The sequence below is a fragment of the Pseudomonas sp. Leaf127 genome (assembly GCF_001423155.1).
Lineage (GTDB): Bacteria > Pseudomonadota > Gammaproteobacteria > Pseudomonadales > Pseudomonadaceae > Aquipseudomonas > Aquipseudomonas ovata.
In genome coordinates this window covers 266,933-289,622 of record NZ_LMOA01000023.1, presented here as the reverse complement: position 1 = coordinate 289,622, position 22,690 = coordinate 266,933, and the positions used below count along the sequence as shown (strand labels likewise).

The window sequence follows — 22,690 nt, the reverse complement described above, 5'->3', positions numbered from 1 at the left end:
CCGGTACAGGACTGCATGCCCCCTGAAGGGAAGAGAGATCATCATGCTGGAAAGTTGTCAGAATGCTCAGGAACGCTGGGGCGGGGTCAATCTGCTGATCGATCGCTGGCTTCACAATCGTCACGAACTGATCCAGGCCTACGATGCGCTGGGCGGAACGCCCGAGTCCCTGCGGGACCGCTCGGCCAAGCAGGACTTCTGTCAATTGCTGGTCGACTACGTGTCGGCGGGGCATTTCGAGGTCTATGAACAACTGAGCAACGAGGCCAAGGCGTTCAACGACGAGCGCGGGCTGGAACTGGCCGATACGCTCATCCCGCGCCTGGAGGCCTTGACGCAACTGGCGCTGGCGTTCAACGACCATTGTGATCACGGTGATTCGTCAGCCGATTGCGCCAGCGAGTTCAAGACCCTGGGCGGGCTGTTGCATGAGCGCTTCGAGCTTGAAGACTGCCTGATCGAGGTGCTGCACACCTCGCACAAGGAACAGGCCAGCGCGTAACGCCGACGGGGTTACGACGACACGGCGACCAGTTCGATCTCGAACACCAGTGGTGTAAACGGGTCGATCAGGTCGCCCGCTCCTTCGGCGCCATAGGCTTGTGCCGAGGGAATCACCAAACGCCATTTCGCTCCGGTCGGCATGTCCTGCAAGGCCGTGGTCCAGCCACTGATCACACTGTCCAGGCGGAACCATTGCGGCTGGCTGCTCTGGTCGAACACCGTGCCGTCCGGCAGATGCCCTACATAGCGCACTTCCACCCGGCCGTTGGCATCGGGCCTGGGACCGTCACCGTGCACCAGCTCGGTCATCAGGATGCCGTCGGCCAGGACCTTGACGCCAGGCCTGGCCTTTTCCGCGTCCATGAAACGCCGTTCGGCACTGAGTGCTGCCTCGGTCTGCGAGTCGGTGCCCGCAGCTTCGGCCTGCGCCATCGCGGCATCGTGATCGGCCAGGATCTGGTCGATTCGCGCTTGCTTGAGTGCCAGGGGCTTGCCCTGATACGCCTGCTTCAAGCCATCGACCAGGGCAGTCAGGTCAAGGTCCGGCACCTCCTGACGCATGCGCTCGCCCAGGCTCGCCCCCAGGCTGTACGCCAGGTCATGGGCATCGTTGGCAGCCGGATTTTCGGCAGCCTGTCCCAGCGGCAGCACAAGCAATAACGACATCAACAAGTAGCGCGACATGGAGGCTCTCCGGCTGAGAAGGCTGTGATTATGCCAGTACCGACAGCGTTACGCAGAGAGCGGCCCGGGTGAAATTTTGCACAGACGGCTCAAACCCCCGGCCATTGCAGGTGGCGCCGTGCAACAGCGGACTGTTCATGCTGTCAACAGCGCTAGCGGCGCTGCAGGCAGAGGTCTAGTATGAGCCGCTATTTCGCCAGCCCGGAGGTAAGTCATGTCGGCCAACAAGAAGCCCGTAACCACGCCGTTGCATCTGCTCCAACAATTGTCGGGCAGCCTGCTCGAACACCTGGAAGACGCCTGTTCCACCGCTTTGGCTGATGCCGAGAAACTGCTCGCCAAGCTGGAAAAGCAACGCGTCAAGGCCCAGGAAAAATTGCACAAGTCGCGCACCAAGGTGCAGGACGCCGCTGTTGCCGGCAAAGCCAAGGCACAGACCAAGGCCAAGGCCGCCATCGATGAGCTTGAAGAACTGCTCGATGCCTTGAAGGATCGCCAGACCGAAACACGCACCTACATCCAGCAGCTCAAACGCGATGTCCAGGAAAGCCTGAAGCTGGCCCAGGGCGTAGGCCGGGTCAAGGAAGCCGTCGGCAAGGCACTGACCACCCGCGAAGCCAAACCGGCCGCGAGCAAGGCCGCAACCACGCCCGCCGTTGCCAAGGTAGACGCAGCACCCGCCGACAACGCCGTCGCCAAGCCTGCCGCGGTCAAGAAAGCGCCTGCCAAAGCAGCGGCCAAGCCAGCCACCAAGGCCCCGGCCAAACCAGCCACTGAAAAAGCCGCTGCGGCGCCAGCCAAGGCACCGGTGAAGGCCCCGGCGGCCAAGCCGGTTGCCGAGAAGGCACCCGTCAAGCCTGCGACCACCAAGGCGCCGGCCAAAACGGCGGCCGCCAAGCCTGCAGCCAAGACCGCCGCTGCCAAACCTGCCGTCGCCAAGCCAGCCACCAAGCCGGTTGCTGTAAAGACCGCGACCAAGCCGGCCGCAAAACCGGCCAAGGCACCGGCGGCCGCCAAGGTTGAGACCGCAGTAACAGCGGTTGCCCAGCCTGCCGGTACACCGGCCCCTGCTGCGCCGGCGGCTACCGACAGCGTCTAAGCCCTCAGGGTAAGGGCCGCGTCGCACAGCACCTGCCGTGCGGCGCGGTCCTGCCGGCCCGCCAACGCATCAAGCCAGCCCTGCATATCCTGCACCTGCCCCTGTGGCCAGTCCCTGGCCAGACCCTGCAACCGTTCCAGCAATGTTCGCTCCGCCTGCAACTCCAACGCCTTGACCTGTTCGCGCAAGGTGGCAAGCGCGCTATCGCCTGCCGCGGCTTGACGCCATTGCGTGCGCAAGGCCCGTAAAGGCCCCACGACCTGCGCCTGCCACGCGCCTGCTGCCTGGACAATGGCCGCCACCCGGGCGTCAGTGCACGGCACGGCGCGCCACCCCAGCCACACCCCGAACAACGCCACGCAAACGTCGGCTCCCTGGGCCTGAAGTTGCAGGCACGCCGGCTCCACACCGGGCCGGGCATAGAAATCGAGGGTGAAACTCCATAGATCAACAGGCATAGTGGTCAACCCCGTCCGGGACGAAGCTGGTAGACTCCGCCGCCATCATGATTCGAATTCAAGACCTTACCTTACAGCGTGGCCCTCAGCGTCTGCTAGAAAACGCCGAGTTGACCCTGCACGCCGGCCAGAAAGCCGGTCTGATCGGTGCCAATGGTGCCGGTAAATCCAGCCTGTTTGCCCTGTTGCGCGGCGAGTTGAGCCCCGACTCCGGCGATTGCCATCTGCCGGCCGACTGGCGCATCGCACATATGCGCCAGGAAATCGAGACCCTCGAACGCCTGGCCGTGGACTATGTGCTTGACGGCGACCTGCTGCTGCGCGATATCCAGCGCCAGTTGGCCGAGGCCGAGGCCGCCCACGACGGCACCGCACTGGCACGCCTGCATGCCGAGTTCGACAGCGCCGACGGCTATACCGCCGACGCCCGTGCCCGCAAGCTGCTGGCCGGCCTGGGCTTTAGCAACGAGCAGATGGAGCGGCCTGTTGGCAGTTTTTCCGGCGGCTGGCGGATGCGCCTGAACCTGGCGCAAGCCTTGATGTGCCCTTCGGACCTGCTGCTGCTCGACGAGCCGACCAACCACCTGGACCTCGACGCCATCCTGTGGCTCGAAGACTGGCTCAAGGGCTATCCCGGCACCTTGCTGCTGATTTCCCACGACCGCGACTTTCTCGATGCGGTGGTTGATCACATCGCCCACGTCGAGCAACGCAAGATCACCCTGTATCGCGGCGGCTACAGTGCCTTTGAGCGCGCCCGTGCCGAACGTCTGGCCCAGCAGCAACAGGCCTACGAGAAGCAGCAGGTGCAACGTGCGCACATGGAGAAGTACATTGCGCGCTTCAAGGCCCAGGCCACCAAGGCCCGCCAGGCCCAGAGCCGCATCAAGGCGCTGGAGCGCATGGAAGAGCTGTCTGCCGCCCATGTCGACTCGCCCTTCAACTTCGTCTTCCGCGAATCCGACAAGCTTTCGCGCCCCTTGCTGGACCTGTCCGATGCCCGTCTGGGCTATGGCGACAAGGTCATCCTCGAGAAGGTCAAACTGCAACTGGTGCCCGGCGCGCGTATTGGCCTGCTGGGCCCCAACGGCGCGGGCAAGTCGACGCTGATCAAGAACCTGGCCGGCGAGCTGGACCCCATCAGCGGGCGCCTGCAACGCGGTGAAAACCTCTCGGTCGGCTACTTTGCCCAGCACCAGCTCGACTCGCTGGATGCCAAGGCCACGCCGCTGCTGCACTTGCAGCGCCTGGCACCGACCGAACGCGAGCAGACCCTGCGCGACTTCCTCGGCGGCTTCGATTTTCGCGGTGCGCGGCTCGACGAGCCGGTGCTGAACTTCTCCGGTGGCGAAAAGGCCCGCCTGGCCCTGGCGCTGATTGCCTGGGAAAAGCCCAACCTGCTGTTGCTCGACGAACCGACCAACCACCTGGACCTGGAAATGCGCCTGGCGCTGACCATGGCCCTGCAGGAATTCAGCGGAGCGGTGCTGGTGGTCTCTCACGACCGGCACTTGCTCAAGAGCACCACTGACGACTTCCTGCTGGTGGCCGATGGCCGGGTCGAAACCTTTGATGGCGACCTGGACGACTACACCCGCTGGCTGGCCGATTACCGCGTGCGTCATGCACCGGCCAGCACCACGCCGGTCAATGCCGACAAGACCGACAAAAAAGCCCAGCGCCAACAGGCCGCCGCCTTGCGTCAGCAACTGGCACCGCACAAACGCCAGGCTGACAAGCTGGAAAAGGAGCTGGGCGAGGTCCACGAAAAGCTGGCCCGGATTGAACAGGGCCTGGCCGACAGCGCCCTCTACGAGGCCGCCAGCAAAGACAAGCTGCGCGACCTGCTGGCCGACCAGGCTCGCTTGAAGGTGCGCGAGGCCGAACTGGAAGAGGGCTGGATGGAGGCACTGGAAGTGCTGGAAACCATGCAGGCCGAGCTGGAAGCATTGTCGTAAGCGAGGCGAGAGGGTGATGGACGTTTTTGGTTTACCGCTGGCAGCGCACTGGGTCGAACCGATCTGGCTGGGCCTGCAGATTCTGCTGATCCTGCTGGTGGGCTACCTGACCCAGCGTGTCGTGGGGCGCTTTCTTACGCGCCTGGGCGAGCGCTACCCGTTGCCACCCGAGCTGTTGATGCCGGTGCGCGGGTGCCTGCGGTGGTTCATCATGGGCAGCGCCTTCGTGGTCGTGCTCGGGCGCCTGGGCGTCTCGGCCACCGTGTTGTGGACGGCGCTGTCGGGCTTTGTCGCCGTGGCGGCGGTGGCCTTCTTCGCCATGTGGAGCGTCCTGTCCAACCTGCTGTGCGCGGTGATGATCTTCACCATCGGCCCGTTTCGTATCGGCGACATCGTCGAGCTGGTCGACACCCTCGACAAGCCCGGGGTCAAGGGCCGGGTCACGGCCATCAACCTGATGTTCACCACCCTGATCGAACTTCCCGAGCAGGGCGGCGCACTGGTGCAGGTGCCCAACAGCCAGTTCTTCCAGAAATCGGTACGCCGCTGGCGCGGCACCGACGGCCTGGCGCAGGTGATCACCGAGCGGCCGGCCGGCGAGGGCAAATAGGCCGGAGGGTGATGGCGAATATTCCTGCACCCGAAATGGATCTATCGACCCCAACCTGTCCGCGATAAACATCTGGCTACACTTGCCGATCAGGATTAACGTATTCGCCATCCGATAAAGTGAGGTGTGCGATGGCGTTTGAAACATGGCTGGCATTCTTTGCCGCCTGCTGGGTGATCAGCCTGTCGCCGGGTGCCGGCGCCATCGCGTCGATGTCCTGCGGCCTGCAATACGGCTTCTGGCGCGGCTACTGGAACGCGCTGGGACTGCAAATCGCGCTGGTGGTGCAGATCGGCATCATCGCCGCCGGCCTGGGCGCCATCCTGGCCACTTCCGAGCTGGCCTTTACCGTGATCAAGTGGTTCGGCGTGGCATACCTGATCTACCTGGGCGTCAAGCAGTGGCGAGCGCTGCCCACCGACATGAACGAAGACCCGGCCGTGCGCCCGGTCGGCAAACCAATGAGCCTGATGCTGCGCGGGTTCCTGGTCAATATCAGCAACCCCAAGGCCATGGTGTTCATGCTGGCCATCCTGCCACAGTTCATCGACCCGAACGCGCCGTTGCTGGCCCAGTACGTGACCATTGCCGCGACCATGGTGACCGTGGACCTGATCGTCATGGCCGGCTACACGGGCCTGGCGGCCAAGGTGCTGCGCCTGCTCAAGACGCCGCGCCAGCAGAAACGCCTGAACCGCACCTTCGCCAGCCTGTTTGTCGCAGCCGCGGCATTCATCGCCACCTTGCATCGCGGTACGGCCTGAAATAGCTACCGTGGGAGCGCGCTTGCCGGAATGCCGGACCACCGCGACCGAGTGCGAAGCGCTCGCAAAATTTATAAAACGCCACAATTTTACGACTGCTAACGCAGCCGGTCGCGGGCAGAGCGCGCTCCTACCGGTCGGTGCCTGTGCGAATAACCTGCTTTGTAGAAGCCGGTCCTGACTTGTTCAGAGGTCCAGCACCAGCAGCGGTGTCCTGGCCCGCGAGCAGCAGGGCGTGAACTGATCGTTCAGGGCCTGTTCTTCTTCGGTCAGGTACAGGTCGCGATGCTCCGGCACACCTTCGAGCACGCCGGTCAGGCAGGTGCCGCATACGCCTTGCTCGCACGACACCGGCACCTCGATGCCATGCAGCTCCAGCACCTGGATGACGTTCTGGTCGGCCGGCACCTCGAACACCTGGCCGGTGCTGTTGACCCTGATCGAGAACGAGCCATCGGCGCTGGTGTCCACCGGGGCAGCGGCAAAGTATTCACGGTGCAGGTTGGCTTCGGTCCAGCCCTGGGCCCGGGCGCTGTCGAGCACATGCTGCATGAAGCCACCGGGGCCACACACGTAAAGGTGCACATCCGGCTGCGGCGCGGCCAGCACCTGGGCGGCCTGCAGGGCCGTGGCGGGCTCTTCATCCACATGCAGGTGGACACGATCGGCAAAGGCGCAGGCCAGCAACCGGGCTGCGAACGCGGCACGGTCGCGGGCGCGCACGCAATAATGCAGTTCGAAGTCCGCGCCGCTGGCGGCCAGGTGCTCGGCCATGCACAGGATCGGGGTAATGCCGATGCCGCCGGCGAACAGCAGGCTGCGCCGGGCCTCGGGGGCCAGTTCAAACAAGTTGCGCGGCTCGCTGATGCGCAAGCTCATGCCCGCCTGCAACAGGCGGTGCAGGGCAGCAGAGCCGCCGCGCGACGCCGGGTCGTCGAGCACGCCGATCTGGTAGCGGTGCCGTTCGCTGGGCGCATTGCACAGCGAATACTGACGCACCAGCCCGGCATCGCCTGGAATGTGCACATCAATGTGCGCCCCGGCCGTGAAGGCCGGCAACGGGCTACGGTCGGGCCGGGCCAGCTCGTAGCTGCAAATGCCCGGGGCTTCTTCGCGGCGGGAAATCACCATGACGTCGATCATTTCACTTCCTCGGGCCGGGTTCATTGGGCAACGGCAATCAGCGGCGAGGCCTGCTCGCGAGCGATGATGCGTTCGAGCACCTTGCGCGACTGCACGCCACCGGCGTCGATATTGAGCTTGAGCAGGTTGCGTTCAGGGTGACGCAGCAGGTTCTGCTGCTGGCGTTCAAGCATCTCCAGGTCTTCGCTGAAGATCTTGCCCTGGCCTTCGCGAATGGTGGCGGTCAGCGCCTCGTCTTGCGGGTTGAAGTTGCGCGCCATGCCCCAGAAGTACCAGATCGAGGTGTCGGTCTCGGGGGTGATGAAATCGACCACGATGCTCGACGCCTTGTAACGCGCCTCGGCGTGGTAGCCGCCGTGGCCGGCATGGGCGACGCCCACTTCGATCAGGACATGGCTGGGCGGGGTGAAGCGGCAGATCTGCCAGCGGTCCACCGGCACATCGTCGGCCAGGTTGTTGCCGCGCAGCGCCATGCGCCAGAAGGGCGGGGCCATGATGTTTTCCATGTGCCGGGCGGTGATCACCTCGTCGCCTTCGACCTGGGTCACCGGCGCCGCTTCGTCGATCTCTTTCTGGCCGATGCTGGACGCGTGCACGTAGGTTTCGTGGGTCAGGTCCATCAGGTTGTCGATCATCAGCCGGTAGTCGCAGCCGATATGAAACAGCCCGCCGCCATAGGCCCACTGCTCGCTGACCGCCCATTCCAGGTGCGGAATCAGCGCTGCATCGGCCTGGGCCTGATCGCCCGGCCAGACCCAGATAAAACCGTAGCGTTCCTCGGCGGCATAGGTCTTGTTGCACGGAAAGCCCCGTACCCGCTGGCCGGGCATCGAGGCGGTCTTGCCATCGGCGCCCATGGCCAGGCCGTGGTAGCCGCACACCAGCAGGCCGTTCTCGACATAGCCCAGCGACAACGGCGCGCCGCGGTGCGGGCAGAAATCCTCGACGGCGACGACGCGGTTTTCCGGGCCGCGGTAGAACGCCATCCTTTCACCACAGATTTGCCGCCCCAATGGCTTTTCAGCGATTTCATCAGGGGTGCAGGCGACGTACCAGGTATTTTTCGGATACATGAGACAGGCTCTCCGGTTTTGTTTGTTTTTATTTAATGGATCCATTGAATCGCCAAACCATGGATTGAGTCAAATAAAAACAGCCGATAATCGCCCTTAATAATATTCAATGGATCCATAATCTATCTGGAGGGCTGCCCGTGTAGGAGCGCGCTCTGCCCGCGACCGAGTGCGCAGCGCTCGCAAAAATTGTATGGACGCTGAAAATTTACGACTGCTGACGCAGCCGGTCGCGGGCAAGCGCGCTCCTACTGCGGATTCAATATGAGTGAAAGGTGGTTGAAAGCTTGGGGGATTAGGATCGCCTCCAGCACCGGCATAGACCGGTAAGCCAGGGCGACTGCCAAGAGCGCCTGAGCCACTCAACAAGAATAACGGTGATTGAAATGCTTGCTCCTACCTCCGTGTACACCCTCGCCACGCCCCGACCCCAGACAGCCCCTCGCTGACCCGAACTGACCTTTTCCTTTTCCGGTTCCCTGGCCGCCTTACGTCTGGAGTTTCGCCATGCTGACCTTCCTCGGCTTTACCATGGTCATTGCCTTCATGTACCTGATCATGAGCAAGCGCATGACCGCGCTGATCGCCCTGATCCTGGTGCCGATCATTTTCGCCCTGTTCGGCGGTTTCGGTCCGCAGATCGGCCCGATGATGCTGGCCGGTATCACCAAGCTGGCGCCCACCGGCGTGATGCTGATGTTCGCCATCCTCTACTTCGCGCTGATGATCGACTCGGGTCTGTTCGACCCGGCGGTGCGCAAGATCCTGAAAATGGTCAAGGGCGACCCGATGCGCATTTCGGTCGGCACCGCCGTACTGGCGCTGGTGGTTTCGCTCGACGGTGACGGCGCCACTACCTACATGATCTGCGTAGCGGCCATGCTGCCGCTGTACAGCCGTGTCGGCATGAGCCCGCGCATCATGGCCGGCCTGATCATCCTGGCCGGCGGGATCATGAACATGACCCCCTGGGGCGGCCCGACGGCCCGCGCCGCCAGCGCCCTGCACGTGGACGCTTCGGACATCTTCGTACCAATGATCCCGGCCATGGCGGTCGGCGTCGTCTGCCTGCTGGCCATCTCGTACTTCTACGGCAAGCGTGAGCGGGCCCGCCTGGGCGTGCTGCAACTGGCCGGCGATGAAATCGACCATAGCGAAATCAGCGTCTCGCAGTTCCCTGACGCCCGTCGTCCAAAACTGATCTGGTTCAACGGTGCCCTGACCTTCGCCCTGATGGTCACGCTGATCATGGGCCTGCTGCCGCTGCCGGTGCTGTTCATGGTGGCTTTCAGCATCGCGATGATCATCAACTACCCGAACCTGCAGGACCAGAAAGACCGCGTCTCGGCTCACGCCGGCAGCGTGTTGTCCGTGGTCGGCCTGATCTTCGCCGCCGGTATCTTCACCGGCATCCTGACCGGCACCGGCATGGTCGACGCCATGTCCAAGAGCCTGCTGGGCGTGATCCCCGATGCCCTGGGTCCTTACCTGGCGGTGATCACCGCGCTGGTGAGCATGCCGTTCACCTTCTTCATGTCCAACGATGCGTTCTACTACGGCGTGATGCCGGTCCTGGCCGAAGCCGCCTCGCACTACGGCATCACCGCCGTCGAAATGGCCCGCGCCTCGATCGTCGGCCAGCCGGTGCACCTGCTCAGCCCGCTGGTGCCGTCGACCTACCTGCTGGTGGCCCTGGCCGGTATCGACTTCGGTGACCACCAGCGCTTTACCCTCAAGTGGGCGATCCTGGTGTGCATGTGCATTCTGGTCGCCGCCCTGGTGATGGGTATCTTCCCGCTCGTCAGCAGCGTCTGACCTTTTCGTGACACCCCCTGATCGCCGTCAGCCCACGCTGGCGGCGATTTTTTATCGCTTGAGGAAAACACCTGATGGAATGGCTACTCAACCCGCAGATATGGGTTGCTTTCTTTACCCTGACCGCCCTGGAAATTGTCCTGGGCATCGACAACATCATCATGATCTCGATCCTGGTCAGCCGCATGCCCAAGGCCATGCAGCAACGCACCCGGCTGTTCGGCCTGGCGCTGGCAATGGTCACGCGCATCCTGTTGCTGCTGTCGATCACCTGGGTCATGCGCCTGACCACCGACTTGTTCACGGTCTTTGGCCAGGGCATTTCCGGCCGTGACCTGATCCTGTTCTTCGGTGGCCTGTTCCTGCTCTGGAAGAGCTCGCAAGAGATCTTTCATGGCATGGAAGGCGAGGAAGAGAGCAGCGACGAGCCCAAGGGCACCGGCGGCTTTTTCCTCTACACCATCGTGCAGATCGCGATCATCGACATCGTGTTCTCGCTGGACTCGGTGATCACGGCCGTAGGCATGGTCTCTGATGTGCCGGTCATGGTCGCGGCCATCATCGTCGCGGTGCTGGTGATGATGCTCTGCTCGGGCGCGATCAGCGATTTCATCGACAAGCACCCGTCGCTGAAAATGCTCGCCCTGTCGTTCCTGATGGTGGTCGGCACCGTGCTGGTCGCCGAGGCGTTCGACGTGCATGTGCCCAAGGGCTACGTGTACTTCGCCATGGCGTTCTCGCTGGCGGTCGAAGCGATCAACATCAAGATGCGCACCGCGATGGCCCGCAAGAAGGCCGAAGCCAAAGAGGCCGAACTGGCCAACGCCTGACCTGAGGGCGCGCGTGTAGAGGCGGCCGGGCGGCGATCCGCTTTGGCCGTGAAGGGGCCACCACTCTATCATGGGTGGCGGGCTCCCGGCTGAAACCGGTCCTGCGCGGATCACCGCACGGGCCGGCAAATGTTACAGAATTATTTCAATGACCTGCCGCCTGTGCGATGCTGGCGGCACGGCTCAAAGCCGACTAAAGCTTAGTTGAGCGTCCGTTATTCCTTTCGCTTCGCTCGTGACTCCAACACCGACCACCTCAGGGGGCCTTGGCTGATGCTGACCCTGCTCGATCTATTGTCTGCCGTGGCCCTGCTGATCTGGGGCACCCATATTGTGCGTACCGGCATCCTGCGCGTGTACGGCACGCCCCTGCGCCGTGTCCTGGGCCAGAACATGTCACGCCGGCCGCTGGCCTTCATCGCCGGCATCCTGGTCACCGCCGTGGTGCAGAGCAGCAACGCCACGGCCATGCTGGTGACCTCGTTCGTGGGCCAGGGCCTGATGACCCTGCCGCCGGCGCTGGCGATCATGCTCGGGGCCGATGTCGGCACCGCCCTGATGTCGCGGGTACTGACCTTCGACCTGTCGTGGCTGTCGCCGCTGCTGATCTTCCTGGGCGTGGTGTTCTTCCTGTCACGCAAGCAGACCCGCGCCGGACAACTGGGCCGGGTCGCCATCGGCCTGGGCCTGATCATCCTGGCGCTGCAACTGATCGTCAGCGCCGCCGCGCCGATCACCCAGGCCAGCGGGGTCAAGGTGCTGTTCGCTTCGCTGACCGGCGATTTCCTGCTTGATGCGCTGGTTGGCGCGCTGTTCGCCCTGATTTCCTACTCCAGCCTGGCAGCAGTGCTGCTCACCGCGACCCTGGCCGGGGCCGACATCATCAGCCTGCACGTGGCCATCGGCCTGGTGGTGGGCGCCAATATCGGCAGCGGCCTGCTGGCCTTTCTCAGCACCAGCATGCAGAACGTGCCGGGGCGCCAGGTGGCGCTGGGCAGCCTGCTGTTCAAACTGCTGGGCCTGGTGCTGATCATGCCGGTGCTCGACCCGCTGGTGAACTGGCTCGACAGCCTGGGGTTCTCGTCGCAGGAGCTGGTGATCGGTTTTCATGTGCTCTACAACACCGCCCGCTGCCTGCTGATGCTGCCCTTTGTCAGCCCGATGGCACGGCTGTGCGCCAGCCTGCTGCAACAACCGGCCGAGACCACCGGCCCCGCACGCGCCCGGCACCTTGACCTGACAGCGCTGGACACCCCCAGCCTGGCGCTGGCCAATGCCGTGCGTGAGACCCTGCGCATGGGCGACCTGCTCGAAAGCATGCTGGCCTCGATGCAAGGCGTGCTGCGCGGCACGCAGACCACCGTCAGCCTGGAAATGCGCCGCCTCAACGAAGACGTCGAAGCCCTGTACAGCGCCATCAAGCTGTACCTGGCGCAAATGCCCCGCGAAGAGCTGGGCGAGCAGGACAACCGGCGCTGGGCCGAGATCATCGAGCTGACCATCAACCTGGAAATGGCCAGCGGCCTGATCGAGCGCATGCTGCGCAAGATCCAGCAGCAGAAGACCGCCCAGCGCCGCTCGTTTTCCGAGGTCGGCCTTGAGGAGCTGTCGGACCTGCACACCCAGTTGCAGTCCAACCTGCGCCTGGGCCTGTCGGTGTTCCTGAGCGGCGACCCGCAGAGTGCTCGCCAGTTGCTGCGTGAAAAACGTCGCTTTCGCGCACTGGAACGGCGCCTGGCGCATGCGCATGTCAACCGATTGCAACGTAAAGTGGTGCAGAGTCTGGAAACCAGTTCGCTGCATCTGGAAATCATGGCCGACATGAAACGCCTCAATTCGCTGTTCTGCAGCAGCGCCTACGCGGTGCTCGAAACGGTCGATACCGGCGCGCTGTCCAGCGAGGGCGAAAGCAGCGTGGCCGAACAATCGATCTGAACCGACCGGCGGCAGCGAAGTCTGTTGAATTCAACCGGCCCGCAAGGAAAAGCCGCTTTATGCGTTGCCTGCTGTTCATCTGTCTGCTTCTCGGCGCGCTGCCGGCGCTTGCCCTGGACCGCCTGCAAGCCCAGGGCTATCTGTTGCCCAATGGCTTGCAGGTGCTGCTCAAGCCCGGCTACGACAAGGGCCATGTGGCGATCCGGCTGGTGGTCGGCGTCGGCTTCGATGACTTTCCATGCGAGGCCAAGGAGCTCCCGCACCTGCTTGAACACTTGATGTTCAGCGGCATCGACGACAGCGGCGAAGGCGGCCTGGAAGAGCGCATGCAGGCCCTTGGGGGCGACTGGAATGCCTTTACCAGCAACGCCGATACCACTTTCGTGATCGAGGCCCCGGCGCGCAACCAGCGCAAGGTGCTCGACCTGCTGATGGACGTGCTGACCCGCACCGAGCTGACCCAGGAACGCCTGGACACGGTCAGGCGCATCGTCGCCCGCGAAGACGGCGGCCATACCTCGCGCCTGCAAAAGCTGCTCGACCAGCGCGACCCCAGCCACAGTGCCAGCAACCAGTTGGCCAGTGAGATGGGGCTGAAATGCGCCGCCCGCTCCGAAGTCGACGACATCCCGCTGCAGGCGCTGCAAGAAGCGCTGGCGACCTGGTACGCGGCCAACAATATGACCCTGATTGTGGTCGGCGACCTCGACAAGCTGCTGCCCGGTTATGTGCAGCGCGTCTATGGCAAGCTTGCTGCCACCGAGCCGGTCGAGCGCCGGGCACTGGCCAGTGCCGGACACCCGGCCGAAAAACGCCGCATCCTGCCGCGCGGCATGCTGGGCGAGAACGCCCGCCTGCATCTGATCTTTCGCGAACCACCGCTGGCTGATCAGCACGACGAAACCTGGGAACTGGTCAAGGCCAACCTGGAGTGGGCGCTGTACAGCGAACTGCGCCTGAAGCGCGGGCTGTCCTACGGCCCGTCGGTGGAGCGCGAAGTGTTTGGCGACACAGGCCTGATGAGCCTGATCGTCGATGTCGATCGCAGCGATCTGGAACAGGCCGAACAGGCCATTAACGCGCTGCTGGTGCAATTGCGCCGCGACGGCCTGCAAGCCGACAGCTTTGCGCGCCTCAAGCAAGTCGCCATCGACCGCCAGGCCTGGGCCGTGCAGGGCAACAGTGCGCTGGCCGACTATTATTGGGGCGCGCTTAACGACTACGAAGACGGCCGCTTCAGCGATCCGGCCAAACGCATCAAGGCCGTGAGCCTGGAAAGCACCAACCAGGCCCTGCGCCAGTTGCTGGAGCAGCCTGGCTATGTACGCATTCAGCAACCACGCTTCAGCTACGACGGCCTGTACTGGCTGGCAGTGGGCGTTCTGTGGCTGGTGGTCCTGCTGCTGGCCGGCGGGTGGTGGTATCGATATGGCAGAAAGCCCAAGTCGCGATAGGCTATAGCCAGGTGCCATGCTGCAGGAGCGGCTTCAGCCGCGATCCGCTTCAGCCGCGACGGCACCATTCCCGGCTGAAGCCGGTCCTACAGTTAACCGCAGCGCCACGATTCCATGCCGCCTCTCATGAAGTGAAGTCAAATGCCCAACTGGAATTCCATGCTCAACCGTGTGCTGGGCCTGATGCAGCGTTATCCGGGGATCATCGCGCTGGGTGGTTTCATCTCCGGGGTCGGCAGCTTCATCCTGGTCGACCGCCAGGCCGGGCTGGCCAACTGGATCGCGGTGGTGATGCTGCTCAGCTGGGTCTGGCTGATGGTCGAAAACAGCGTGGTCAGCCTGTTTCGCAAGACCTTTGGCAAAGAGGTACCGCAGGGGTTGCTGCGCTACGGCACGCAGATGATCCACCAGGAAAGCCTGTTCTTCGTCTTGCCGTTCTTTTTCGTGACCACCACCTGGAACAGCGGCCAGGCCGCATTCACGGCGCTGCTGGGCGCTGCCGGGCTGATTTCGATCATTGACCCCTTGTACTACCGCTGGCTGGCGCCACGGCGCTGGCTGTTCATGGCGTTGCACACCCTGACCCTGTTTGCCGCGCTGCTGACGGCACTACCGATCATCCTGCATTTGACCACTACCCAGAGCTACAAGCTGGCGCTGGGCATTGCCATGCTGCTGTCGTTCCCCAGCCTGGCATCGAGCTTTCCAATCAACACCTGGCGCCGTGGCGTGGCGCTGGTGCTGGTAACGCTGGCCGCGGGCGGTGCCGGCTGGATGCTGCGCTCCTGGGTGCCGCCGGCCACCTTGTGGCTGACCGAAGTGGCGGTCAGCACCACGTTTGACAACAAGACCCGCACCCCCGGCGACACCATTCGCCAGATCAGCGCCAGCCAGTTGCGCCGCGAAGGGCTCTACGCCTACACCTCGATCAATGCGCCGCGCGGGCTTGAGGAGCGCATCTACCATGTATGGCGGCGTGACGGTGAGGAGGTCGATCGCATCGCCCTGGACATTCATGGCGGGCGCAAGGAGGGTTACCGCGCCTGGACGCACAAGCGCAATTTTCCGCCCGAGGTGGCCGGGCGCTGGCAGGTGAGGGTCCTGACCGAAGACGGGCAGATGATTGGCGTGCTGCGCTTTGAAGTCACCGACAGCGACCAGCCGGCGGTGACCCGGCCGGACGGGCGCATCATCAAGCTCAAGCCGGGTGGCGACGGGGGCGGGGACGAGGCGCCGGCAGCCGACGCAGCGCCGGCCGAGGCGGAACCCGAAGAAAAACAGCAGCAGGAGCCAGCGCCTGGATCACAACCGGCGCCCGCCCAGGCGCCCTGAGGGTCAGTTGGCGGTGGCGCCGAAGAACCAGTAGCAGACGAAAATGGCGGCCACCACACCGGCAAACTCGGCCAGCAGGGCGCAGCCCACCGCGTGCCGGGCACGCTGGATGCCCACGGCACCGAAATACACCGCCAGCACATAGAACGTGGTTTCGGTGCTGCCCTGGATGGTGGCGGCCACCAGCGCGGCAAAGCTGTCGACCCCCTGGACTTGCATGGTCTCGATCAACAGCGCCCGCGCGGCGCTACCGGAGAACGGCTTGACCATCGCGGTAGGCAACGCCTCGACAAAGCGGGTGTCCCAGCCCAGCCAGCCGACCAGGTGCCGGATGCCTTCCAGGCCGAAATCCAGCGCACCCGACGCACGCAGCACACCGACCGCACAGAGCATGGCCACCAGATAGGGCAGCAGGTTTTTGGCCACGTCGAAGCCCTCCTTGGCACCTTCGACGAACGACTCGTAGACCTTGACCTTGCGCAACGCCCCGACCAGCAGGAACAGCATGATCAAGCCGAACAGGGTGAGGTTGCCCAGGATCGACGACAGACCGGCCAGGGCCGTGGCCGACAGGGTGCCCAGAAACGCCATGAAGCCACCCAGCAGCAGTGCGCCGGGCACCAGGTAGGCGAGCACCACCGGGTCCCACAGACGCAGGCGCTGCATGATCGCCACCGACAGCAGGCCCACCAGGGTCGAGGCGCTGGTGGCCAGCAGGATGGGCAGGAACACCAGGGTCGGGTCAGCGGCACCTTGCTGGGCGCGGTACATAAAGATGGTGACCGGCAGCAGGGTCAGTGACGAGGCATTGAGCACCAGAAACAGGATCTGTGCGTTGCTGGCGATGGTCTTGCTCGGGTTGAGTTCCTGCAGGGCCTTCATGGCCTTTAGGCCGATGGGCGTGGCGGCATTGTCCAGGCCCAGGCCGTTGGCAGCGAAGTTGAGGGTGATCAGCCCCAGCGCCGGGTGCCCGGCGGGCACCTCAGGCATCAAGCGGCGAAACAAGGGGCTCAGGGCTTTGCCCAGCCAGTCGACGATGCCGGCCTGCTCGGCGATGCGCAAGAAGCCCAGCCACAGGGTCAGGGTGCCGAACAGCAGGACCATGACCTCGACCGACAGCTTGGCCATGCCGAAGATGCTCTCGACCATCGCGGCAAACACACCCGCATTACCGCCGACCAGCCATTGCGCCATCGCGGCCACCATCGCCACGACGAAAAAACCAAGCCACAGGCCATTGAGCATCACACACCCCCGCAAAGTAGGCGGGGATGATAACGGTCAGGGCGCAGGGAGGGAAATGCCAGGACGGCGGTGTCGGTCCTGCGGACCTTTCGCGACCGTTGGTCGCTCCTACGAATGTGCCAGGCTCTGAATGGGAGTCGACACAGACACCGTAGGAGCGACCATCGGTCGCGAATGCTGATTGCCAGGCGCAGAAGCGATCAGTCGGCCGGCACGGCCACCGGCTGCGGATCCTTGCTGCGCCAGTGGGGCAGCGAGTTCCAGTAGCGCTCGCCCTTGGCGTCGTCGTACAGGCCTTCCCAGCGCGAGATCACCAGCACGGCCAGGGCGTTGCCGATCACGTTGAGGGCGGTGCGCGCCATGTCCATGATGCGGTCGACACCAGCAATGAAGGCCAGGCCTTCAAGCGGGATGCCCACACTGCCCAGCGTCGCCAGCAGTACCACGAAGGACACGCCCGGCACGCCGGCGATGCCCTTGGAGGTGACCATCAGGGTCAGCACCAGCATCAGTTGCTGGCCCAGCGACAGGTCGATGCCATACAGCTGGGCAATGAAGATCGCTGCAATGCTCTGGTACAGGGTCGAACCGTCAAGGTTGAACGAATAGCCGGTCGGCACCACGAAGCTACAGATGGCCTTGGGCGCACCATAGGCTTCCATCTTGCTGATGATGCGCGGCAGGGCGGTTTCGGAGCTGGCGGTGGAATAGGCCAGGATCAGCTCATCCTTGAAGATGCGCATCAGCTTGATCACCGAGAAACCAAACAGGCGGGCAATCAGGCCCAGCACCACCAGGGCGAAGAAGGCGATGGCCACGTAGACCAGGATCACCAGCTTGGCCAGCGGCAGCAGCGAGGCAAAACCGAAGTTGGCCACGGTGACGGCGATCAGTGCGAACACACCGATCGGCGCGTAGGCCATGATCATGTGGGTGACCTTGAACATGGTCTCCGACACGCCCTGGAACATCTTCACCAGCGGGTCGCGCACTTCGGCTTGCAGGCTGGCCAGGCCCATGCCGAACATCACCGAGAAGAAGATGATCGGCAGCATGTCGCCACGGGCCACGGCGGCAAAGATGTTCGACGGGATCAGGTTGAGGATCGTGGCGATAAAGGCATGGTCATGCTGCACTTCGGCGGTGGTCGCCATGTACTTGGAGATGTCAGACGTGCCCAGGGTGCTCATGTCGATCCCGGCGCCCGGCTGGAACAGGTTGCCCAGCACCAGGCCGACGACGATGGCAATAGTGGTCACGATCTCGAAGTAGAGGATGGTCTTCAGACCGATGCTGCCCAGCTTCTTGGCATCACCCACACCCGCGATGCCGACGATCAGCGAGGCGACCACGATCGGCACCACAATCATCTTGATCAGGCGAATGAAAATATCGCCTGCCGGTTGCAGGATATTGCTGATCCACCAGGCCTTCTCGGCACTGAAGTGGTTGAGCAGGGCGCCCAAGGCGATGCCCAGCACCAGTCCGATCAGAATCTGCCAGGCCAGACTCAGTTTTGCCTTCTTCATGTCGTTACCTATATGCGAAGTGCCTGGACCGCCCGGGAACCATGGCGTCGCCCTGCCTTGTTCCGCAGCAGGTACGCGTCATGGAAATAAAGCCCCGGACAGCCCACAGGAAGTCACCGCAAGCGAGCGTCCGAGCTCAATGGCAGGCGAAAAAAGGCGCAACTATTCCGGCGGCAGAAAGACACGTCTAATGCCATATCGGCCTAAGTCATGCAGAATCGGCATAGGAAAACTGACAAGCAGTCATTGGCAGCGGCTGAGAATGATGCCGTGATAGGGCGCAGACGTGGCTGAAACGTCGCCTGCAGGCTGGCAAGGGGTGGCGGGGCGCCATGGCCCGAATTGAGAGGGTTTGGCGAAAAGCCCTACGTGATTTACTGGATATACGGTCGCGAGCATAGGACGCCGCAACGTCCTGAATCAAAATCCCAGGCATTAAAAAGCGCCACACGAGCCGATGATTACAACGAATCGTATTCGACTGGCATGGCGCTTCACCTGACCCGGCCCTTATCGGAGGCACTCCCTGTACCCCTAGGTCACACCGATCATGCAACGATCAATACGTCCCGGCCCCCTGGTCATGTGCGTACCCTCCTCAGGCCACACAGCGTTGATAAAGAAACGATTGGACAGGCACCGTTCTTTACCTGTGAACATTCTTGCCGCCTGTCAGTACCAGTTCGGGTCCTTTTTAAGCTGCTCTTTAAGCAGCTTTTGCACGCCCTCGTCAGGCTTGCCCAGGAACCGATAATCCGCATGCCTTGTGGGCGACTTGTCAGACGGCAGCCCGGCAGGGACTTCGACCAACATGGCGTATATGTCGTCCTTGTCATCCATGCTGGCTGCCACGATCAGACGTTTGCTGCGGCAGGTATCAGCGGTCTCGCACAGCGGCCCCACCAGATACCGGTCGCCGTCTTCAGTGGTGGCCGTCATTTGTTCGGATGTTCCCGACAGGTTCATGACCCATTCGGGTAACCGCTCCTCCTTTTGCACGACCTTGGTCCAGGCCTGGCGATACTCGGGGGAGCTTTGCAGCAATTCGTTGGCCCGTGTCTGTCCATCATTGGCGGCCAGAGCCGCGGCACTGCCGCCCATCAACAGGGCGGCTGCCAATGCAGGAATGGCGGTGTGCACCTTAGCCTCGACCGCGACGACCGAAGAAGAACGACACGACGAACATCACCAGGAATACGACGAACAGAATCTTCGCGATACCGGTAGCCGTGCCTGCGATACCACCGAAGCCCAGTACTGCCGCAACGATGGCGATGATCAGAAACGTGATAGCCCAACTCAACATGGTGATACTCCTTGACTGCTTGGTGAATTCGATCAGGTCAGAAAACCCAGCGCTGCTGATAGGGCTGTGCTGGTACGTCCTGCGACACCAGTCGATCGACCGGCATCTTGTTGGCGGTGGCGGGTGCGGAAACCGGCGTGTGCAGTTGACTCGAAGGCAGGGCATGGGACATGAACGTCTGATGAATCGCCACCGCTTGCTGCGCCTGTTCCCAGCGTTGCAGCTGCTGGGCACCGAGCAGGACAAGCAGCACGATCAGACTGGCGAAGAGACCTTGCTGAACCCGCAGGGGCGAGAGATGCAATTGGGCAATGCGCAGGCTGTTCATTGATACATACCCTCCAACATTCTTGTCGACCGGAGCCTTCCGACCTTTGTCGATAGAAGTATTGCAGTCTGCATGCCAGTTTTTTTGTTGAAAAAAACCTAATAAAAACAGTTAGTTATAGAAAAATTGAAAATCGTGCTGCAAGCAAGCTGCACGATTGGGCCCTTGGCATCGTGCGTTCTGCACGAATACCAAGGGTCGACTCACAATGCCATCACGTCGTGCGTGCCATCACCTTCAAGGCATCGGCATTCACACCTTTGACGCCACGGATATTGCGGGCGATTTCGACAGCCAGTTCCTTTTCGGCAAAATTGGCCACCACGCCATTGAGGGTGACCACGCCTTCACGGGTGTCGACCTTGATATTCAGGCCGTCGAGGTTGCGGCTATAGATGAGGCTGGATTTGACCTTGCTGGTCACCCAGGCATCGCTCATCTGTTCAGTCGCGCTCAGCGCCTGCGGCTGGGTCTTGGCGGCAATCGAGTCGGCCGCACTGAGGCTGATCAGGTTATTGACGCTGACCACCCCGTCGGTATTGGTAGCCAGATTACCGGCCAGCTCCTTGGCTTCGGGGCTCTGGGCACGCCCCTTGAGGGTCACCACGCCGTCGGCACTGGCCACATCAATGTCCATGCCCTGAGTCACGTTGCTCCACAGCAGCTTGGACTTGACCGTGGCCACCAGCGTAGCGTCTTCGAAACGCTGGGCGAGGGCGGAGCGGCTGCCAGGCTCGCTGGTGAGCTGGGGATCGATCTGCAATTGGTTGTCGACCTTGTCGATGCCTTGCACATCCAGCGCAATACGCTCAGCCAGCTCACGCTCGACCTCGTTCTCGACCTTGCCCGACAGCCTGGCGGTGCCTTGTTCGACATCAACCTTGATATCCAGTGGGCTCAAGTGCTTGTTCAAGGCAATGGCGGTCCAGATCGAACCTTCCTGGCGGGCTTCGAGCAATGGCCCGGCAGCCTGTTCCGATGCGGCCTGGGCCATCAGGGTGTACGAACCCAGCAGCAGCGTGGTGGCGGTGGCCAGGGCGATGTTCTTGAGCGGATGCATGCGGTTCTCCTTTGCAGGCGGGTCAGAACCGCGCGCACGACCTGCGCAGCACGGCCTGAGCGGTTTTTGCGACAAGCGGGCGGTCGAATGCGCCTGGTAGCCGATGCAAAAGCACATAGCTACCATCCTTGCCGCATAATCAATCAGAATTGACCATGCAACTTGCCCGATGATTCCGAGACTAACCAAGACTATTCACTTAGGAGCGTAGGAAACATGGAAGCAGCCACTGAGAATCAGGGCCGTATTCTGCTGGTGGATGATGAATCCGCGATCCTTCGCACCTTCCGGTATTGCCTGGAAGACGAAGGCTACAACGTGGCCACCGCCAACAGCGCAGCGCAAGCCGACGCACTGATGCAGCGCCAGGTCTTCGACCTGTGCTTTCTGGACTTGCGCCTTGGCGAAGACAACGGACTTGATGTGCTGGCGCAGATGCGTGTGCAGGCGCCGTGGATGCGCGTGGTCATCGTGACCGCGCACTCGGCCATCGACACGGCAGTCGACGCCATCCAGGCCGGTGCTGCCGATTATCTGGTCAAGCCTTGCAGCCCCGACCAGTTGCGCCTGGCCACGGCCAAGCAACTGGAGGTGCGGCATCTGTCGGCCCGCCTGGAAGCACTCGAAGGCGAGATCCGCAAACCCAAGGACGGGCTGGACTCACACAGCCCGATGATGATGTCGATTCTGGAAACCGCCCGCCAGGTGGCGGTCACCGACGCCAACATCCTGATCCTGGGCGAGTCGGGCACCGGCAAGGGTGAACTGGCCCGTGCGATCCACGGCTGGAGCAAGCGTGCCAAGAAGTCCTGCGTGACCATCAACTGCCCGTCGCTGACCGCCGAGCTGATGGAAAGCGAACTGTTCGGGCACAGCCGCGGGGCGTTTACCGGGGCCAGCGAAAGCACTCTGGGCCGGGTCAACCAGGCCGATGGCGGCACGCTGTTTCTCGACGAGATCGGCGATTTTCCCTTGACCTTGCAACCGAAGTTGCTGCGTTTCATTCAGGACAAGGAATACGAGCGGGTCGGTGACCCGGTCACCCGCCGTGCCGATGTGCGCATTCTGGCGGCCACCAACCTGAACCTGGAAGACATGGTGCGCAGCGGCCGCTTCCGTGAAGACCTGTTGTACCGCCTGAACGTCATCACCCTGCACCTGCCGGCTTTGCGCGAGCGCAGCGAAGACATCCTGACCTTGGCGGACCGTTTCCTGGCCCGCTTCGTCAAGGACTACTCGCGCCCGGCACGCGGCTTCAGCGAGGAAGCACGTTCGGCGCTGCTCAACTACCGTTGGCCAGGCAACATTCGCGAACTGCGTAACGTCATCGAGCGCGCCAGCATCATCTGCCCGCAAGACCGTGTGGAGGTCGCCCACCTGGGCATGGCCGAGCAACCGGTCAGCAATGCCCCGCGGGTCGGCGCCTCGATGAGCCTGGACGAGCTGGAAAAGGCTCATATCGGTGCGGTGCTGGCCACCAGCGACACGCTGGACCAAGCGGCGAAGACATTGGGTATCGATGCCTCGACCCTGTATCGCAAACGCAAGCAGTACAACCTGTAA

At 62.9% G+C, this 22,690-nt stretch carries 21 protein-coding genes; 11 read left to right on the top strand and 10 right to left on the bottom strand.

Annotated features, from left to right (window positions below):
- The first annotated feature begins 43 nt into the window (after nt 1–43).
- Nucleotides 44–502 carry an Rsd/AlgQ family anti-sigma factor gene (locus tag ASF84_RS22405; RefSeq protein ID WP_056841068.1) on the top strand — a complete coding sequence of 153 codons (459 nt, stop codon included), beginning with the start codon at nt 44–46 and terminating at the stop codon, nt 500–502.
- An 11-nt stretch (nt 503–513) separates the two neighbouring features.
- Here the strand turns inward: ASF84_RS22405 and ASF84_RS22400 are convergent, their stop codons facing one another.
- Nucleotides 514–1,188, bottom strand: coding sequence for an FKBP-type peptidyl-prolyl cis-trans isomerase (locus ASF84_RS22400; RefSeq protein WP_056841067.1), 675 nt, complete (start codon nt 1,186–1,188; stop codon nt 514–516).
- A gap of 214 nt (nt 1,189–1,402) precedes the next feature.
- Between ASF84_RS22400 and ASF84_RS29410 the strand changes: the two genes are divergently transcribed.
- The gene (locus tag ASF84_RS29410) at nt 1,403–2,287 is read left to right on the top strand and encodes an AlgP family protein (RefSeq protein WP_056841066.1); all 885 of its coding nucleotides are present in this window, start codon (nt 1,403–1,405) and stop codon (nt 2,285–2,287) included.
- On the opposite strand, the gene ASF84_RS29405 is transcribed toward ASF84_RS29410, so the two are convergent.
- Nucleotides 2,284–2,745 carry a TIGR02444 family protein gene (locus ASF84_RS29405; protein WP_056841065.1) on the bottom strand — a complete coding sequence of 154 codons (462 nt, stop codon included), beginning with the start codon at nt 2,743–2,745 and terminating at the stop codon, nt 2,284–2,286. The two genes, ASF84_RS29410 and ASF84_RS29405, sit on opposite strands and share 4 nt — an antisense overlap.
- 47 nt (nt 2,746–2,792) lie before the next feature.
- On the opposite strand from ASF84_RS29405, the gene ASF84_RS22385 reads away from it, so the two are divergent.
- From ASF84_RS22385 to ASF84_RS22375, 3 genes are all read left to right on the top strand, one after another.
- Nucleotides 2,793–4,703: an ATP-binding cassette domain-containing protein gene (locus ASF84_RS22385; RefSeq protein WP_056841064.1), complete on the top strand. Its 1,911-nt coding sequence runs from the start codon at nt 2,793–2,795 to the stop codon at nt 4,701–4,703.
- 16 nt (nt 4,704–4,719) lie between these two features.
- Nucleotides 4,720–5,313, top strand: a complete 594-nt coding sequence (locus ASF84_RS22380; protein ID WP_056841063.1) for a mechanosensitive ion channel domain-containing protein — start codon at nt 4,720–4,722, stop codon at nt 5,311–5,313.
- Nucleotides 5,314–5,444: 131 nt separating this feature from the next.
- Nucleotides 5,445–6,077 carry a LysE family transporter gene (locus ASF84_RS22375; RefSeq protein WP_056841062.1) on the top strand — a complete coding sequence of 211 codons (633 nt, stop codon included), beginning with the start codon at nt 5,445–5,447 and terminating at the stop codon, nt 6,075–6,077.
- Between the two features lie 186 nt (nt 6,078–6,263).
- On the opposite strand, the gene ASF84_RS22370 is transcribed toward ASF84_RS22375, so the two are convergent.
- Complete coding sequence (locus ASF84_RS22370) at nt 6,264–7,220, bottom strand: PDR/VanB family oxidoreductase (RefSeq protein WP_056841061.1); 957 nt, start codon at nt 7,218–7,220, stop codon at nt 6,264–6,266.
- A gap of 20 nt (nt 7,221–7,240) precedes the next feature.
- The gene (locus ASF84_RS22365) at nt 7,241–8,293 is read right to left on the bottom strand and encodes an aromatic ring-hydroxylating oxygenase subunit alpha (protein WP_056841060.1); all 1,053 of its coding nucleotides are present in this window, start codon (nt 8,291–8,293) and stop codon (nt 7,241–7,243) included.
- Nucleotides 8,294–8,800: 507 nt separating this feature from the next.
- Between ASF84_RS22365 and ASF84_RS22360 the strand changes: the two genes are divergently transcribed.
- The 5 genes from ASF84_RS22360 to ASF84_RS22340 all read left to right on the top strand — a co-directional run bounded on the left by ASF84_RS22360 (nt 8,801) and on the right by ASF84_RS22340 (nt 15,659).
- Nucleotides 8,801–10,108: a CitMHS family transporter gene (locus ASF84_RS22360; protein ID WP_056841059.1), complete on the top strand. Its 1,308-nt coding sequence runs from the start codon at nt 8,801–8,803 to the stop codon at nt 10,106–10,108.
- Between the two features lie 74 nt (nt 10,109–10,182).
- Nucleotides 10,183–10,938 carry a TerC family protein gene (locus ASF84_RS22355; protein ID WP_056841058.1) on the top strand — a complete coding sequence of 252 codons (756 nt, stop codon included), beginning with the start codon at nt 10,183–10,185 and terminating at the stop codon, nt 10,936–10,938.
- Nucleotides 10,939–11,211: 273 nt separating this feature from the next.
- Nucleotides 11,212–12,873: a Na/Pi cotransporter family protein gene (locus ASF84_RS22350; protein ID WP_056841057.1), complete on the top strand. Its 1,662-nt coding sequence runs from the start codon at nt 11,212–11,214 to the stop codon at nt 12,871–12,873.
- A 59-nt stretch (nt 12,874–12,932) separates the two neighbouring features.
- Nucleotides 12,933–14,327, top strand: a complete 1,395-nt coding sequence (locus ASF84_RS22345; RefSeq protein ID WP_056841056.1) for a M16 family metallopeptidase — start codon at nt 12,933–12,935, stop codon at nt 14,325–14,327.
- A 141-nt stretch (nt 14,328–14,468) separates the two neighbouring features.
- Complete coding sequence (locus ASF84_RS22340) at nt 14,469–15,659, top strand: DUF5924 family protein (protein WP_056841055.1); 1,191 nt, start codon at nt 14,469–14,471, stop codon at nt 15,657–15,659.
- A gap of 3 nt (nt 15,660–15,662) precedes the next feature.
- On the opposite strand, the gene ASF84_RS22335 is transcribed toward ASF84_RS22340, so the two are convergent.
- The 6 genes from ASF84_RS22335 to ASF84_RS22315 all read right to left on the bottom strand — a co-directional run bounded on the left by ASF84_RS22335 (nt 15,663) and on the right by ASF84_RS22315 (nt 21,127).
- On the bottom strand, nt 15,663–16,904 hold the full coding sequence (locus ASF84_RS22335; RefSeq protein ID WP_056841054.1) for a nucleoside recognition domain-containing protein: 1,242 nt from the start codon (nt 16,902–16,904) through the stop codon (nt 15,663–15,665).
- A gap of 200 nt (nt 16,905–17,104) precedes the next feature.
- On the bottom strand, nt 17,105–18,433 hold the full coding sequence (gltP, locus tag ASF84_RS22330) for a glutamate/aspartate:proton symporter GltP (protein WP_056841053.1): 1,329 nt from the start codon (nt 18,431–18,433) through the stop codon (nt 17,105–17,107).
- 672 nt (nt 18,434–19,105) lie between these two features.
- Nucleotides 19,106–19,534, bottom strand: a complete 429-nt coding sequence (locus tag ASF84_RS22325) for an inhibitor of vertebrate lysozyme family protein (RefSeq protein WP_082481814.1) — start codon at nt 19,532–19,534, stop codon at nt 19,106–19,108.
- Between the two features lie 40 nt (nt 19,535–19,574).
- Nucleotides 19,575–19,739 (bottom strand): DUF1328 domain-containing protein, encoded by a 165-nt coding sequence (locus ASF84_RS28705; protein ID WP_002555679.1) that lies wholly within the window; start codon nt 19,737–19,739, stop codon nt 19,575–19,577.
- A gap of 37 nt (nt 19,740–19,776) precedes the next feature.
- A complete protein-coding gene (locus ASF84_RS22320) occupies nt 19,777–20,067 on the bottom strand; it encodes a hypothetical protein (RefSeq protein WP_056841051.1) in 291 nt (96 codons plus the stop codon).
- A gap of 214 nt (nt 20,068–20,281) precedes the next feature.
- A complete protein-coding gene (locus tag ASF84_RS22315; RefSeq protein ID WP_056841050.1) occupies nt 20,282–21,127 on the bottom strand; it encodes a BON domain-containing protein in 846 nt (281 codons plus the stop codon).
- Between the two features lie 216 nt (nt 21,128–21,343).
- On the opposite strand from ASF84_RS22315, the gene algB reads away from it, so the two are divergent.
- Nucleotides 21,344–22,690, top strand: coding sequence for a sigma-54-dependent response regulator transcription factor AlgB (algB, locus tag ASF84_RS22310; protein ID WP_056841049.1), 1,347 nt, complete (start codon nt 21,344–21,346; stop codon nt 22,688–22,690).

Bases quoted from the DNA above. Each gene is read 5' to 3' on its own strand.
- ASF84_RS22405 (WP_056841068.1), top strand. From the start codon at position 44: ATGCTGGAAAGTTGTCAGAATGCTCAGGAACGCTGGGGCGGGGTCAAT.
- ASF84_RS22400 (WP_056841067.1), bottom strand. From the start codon at position 1,188: ATGTCGCGCTACTTGTTGATGTCGTTATTGCTTGTGCTGCCGCTGGGA.
- ASF84_RS29410 (WP_056841066.1), top strand. From the start codon at position 1,403: ATGTCGGCCAACAAGAAGCCCGTAACCACGCCGTTGCATCTGCTCCAA.
- ASF84_RS29405 (WP_056841065.1), bottom strand. From the start codon at position 2,745: ATGCCTGTTGATCTATGGAGTTTCACCCTCGATTTCTATGCCCGGCCC.
- ASF84_RS22385 (WP_056841064.1), top strand. From the start codon at position 2,793: ATGATTCGAATTCAAGACCTTACCTTACAGCGTGGCCCTCAGCGTCTG.
- ASF84_RS22380 (WP_056841063.1), top strand. From the start codon at position 4,720: ATGGACGTTTTTGGTTTACCGCTGGCAGCGCACTGGGTCGAACCGATC.
- ASF84_RS22375 (WP_056841062.1), top strand. From the start codon at position 5,445: ATGGCGTTTGAAACATGGCTGGCATTCTTTGCCGCCTGCTGGGTGATC.
- ASF84_RS22370 (WP_056841061.1), bottom strand. From the start codon at position 7,220: ATGATCGACGTCATGGTGATTTCCCGCCGCGAAGAAGCCCCGGGCATT.
- ASF84_RS22365 (WP_056841060.1), bottom strand. From the start codon at position 8,293: ATGTATCCGAAAAATACCTGGTACGTCGCCTGCACCCCTGATGAAATC.
- ASF84_RS22360 (WP_056841059.1), top strand. From the start codon at position 8,801: ATGCTGACCTTCCTCGGCTTTACCATGGTCATTGCCTTCATGTACCTG.
- ASF84_RS22355 (WP_056841058.1), top strand. From the start codon at position 10,183: ATGGAATGGCTACTCAACCCGCAGATATGGGTTGCTTTCTTTACCCTG.
- ASF84_RS22350 (WP_056841057.1), top strand. From the start codon at position 11,212: ATGCTGACCCTGCTCGATCTATTGTCTGCCGTGGCCCTGCTGATCTGG.
- ASF84_RS22345 (WP_056841056.1), top strand. From the start codon at position 12,933: ATGCGTTGCCTGCTGTTCATCTGTCTGCTTCTCGGCGCGCTGCCGGCG.
- ASF84_RS22340 (WP_056841055.1), top strand. From the start codon at position 14,469: ATGCCCAACTGGAATTCCATGCTCAACCGTGTGCTGGGCCTGATGCAG.
- ASF84_RS22335 (WP_056841054.1), bottom strand. From the start codon at position 16,904: ATGCTCAATGGCCTGTGGCTTGGTTTTTTCGTCGTGGCGATGGTGGCC.
- gltP (WP_056841053.1), bottom strand. From the start codon at position 18,433: ATGAAGAAGGCAAAACTGAGTCTGGCCTGGCAGATTCTGATCGGACTG.
- ASF84_RS22325 (WP_082481814.1), bottom strand. From the start codon at position 19,534: ATGGGCGGCAGTGCCGCGGCTCTGGCCGCCAATGATGGACAGACACGG.
- ASF84_RS28705 (WP_002555679.1), bottom strand. From the start codon at position 19,739: ATGTTGAGTTGGGCTATCACGTTTCTGATCATCGCCATCGTTGCGGCA.
- ASF84_RS22320 (WP_056841051.1), bottom strand. From the start codon at position 20,067: ATGAACAGCCTGCGCATTGCCCAATTGCATCTCTCGCCCCTGCGGGTT.
- ASF84_RS22315 (WP_056841050.1), bottom strand. From the start codon at position 21,127: ATGCATCCGCTCAAGAACATCGCCCTGGCCACCGCCACCACGCTGCTG.
- algB (WP_056841049.1), top strand. From the start codon at position 21,344: ATGGAAGCAGCCACTGAGAATCAGGGCCGTATTCTGCTGGTGGATGAT.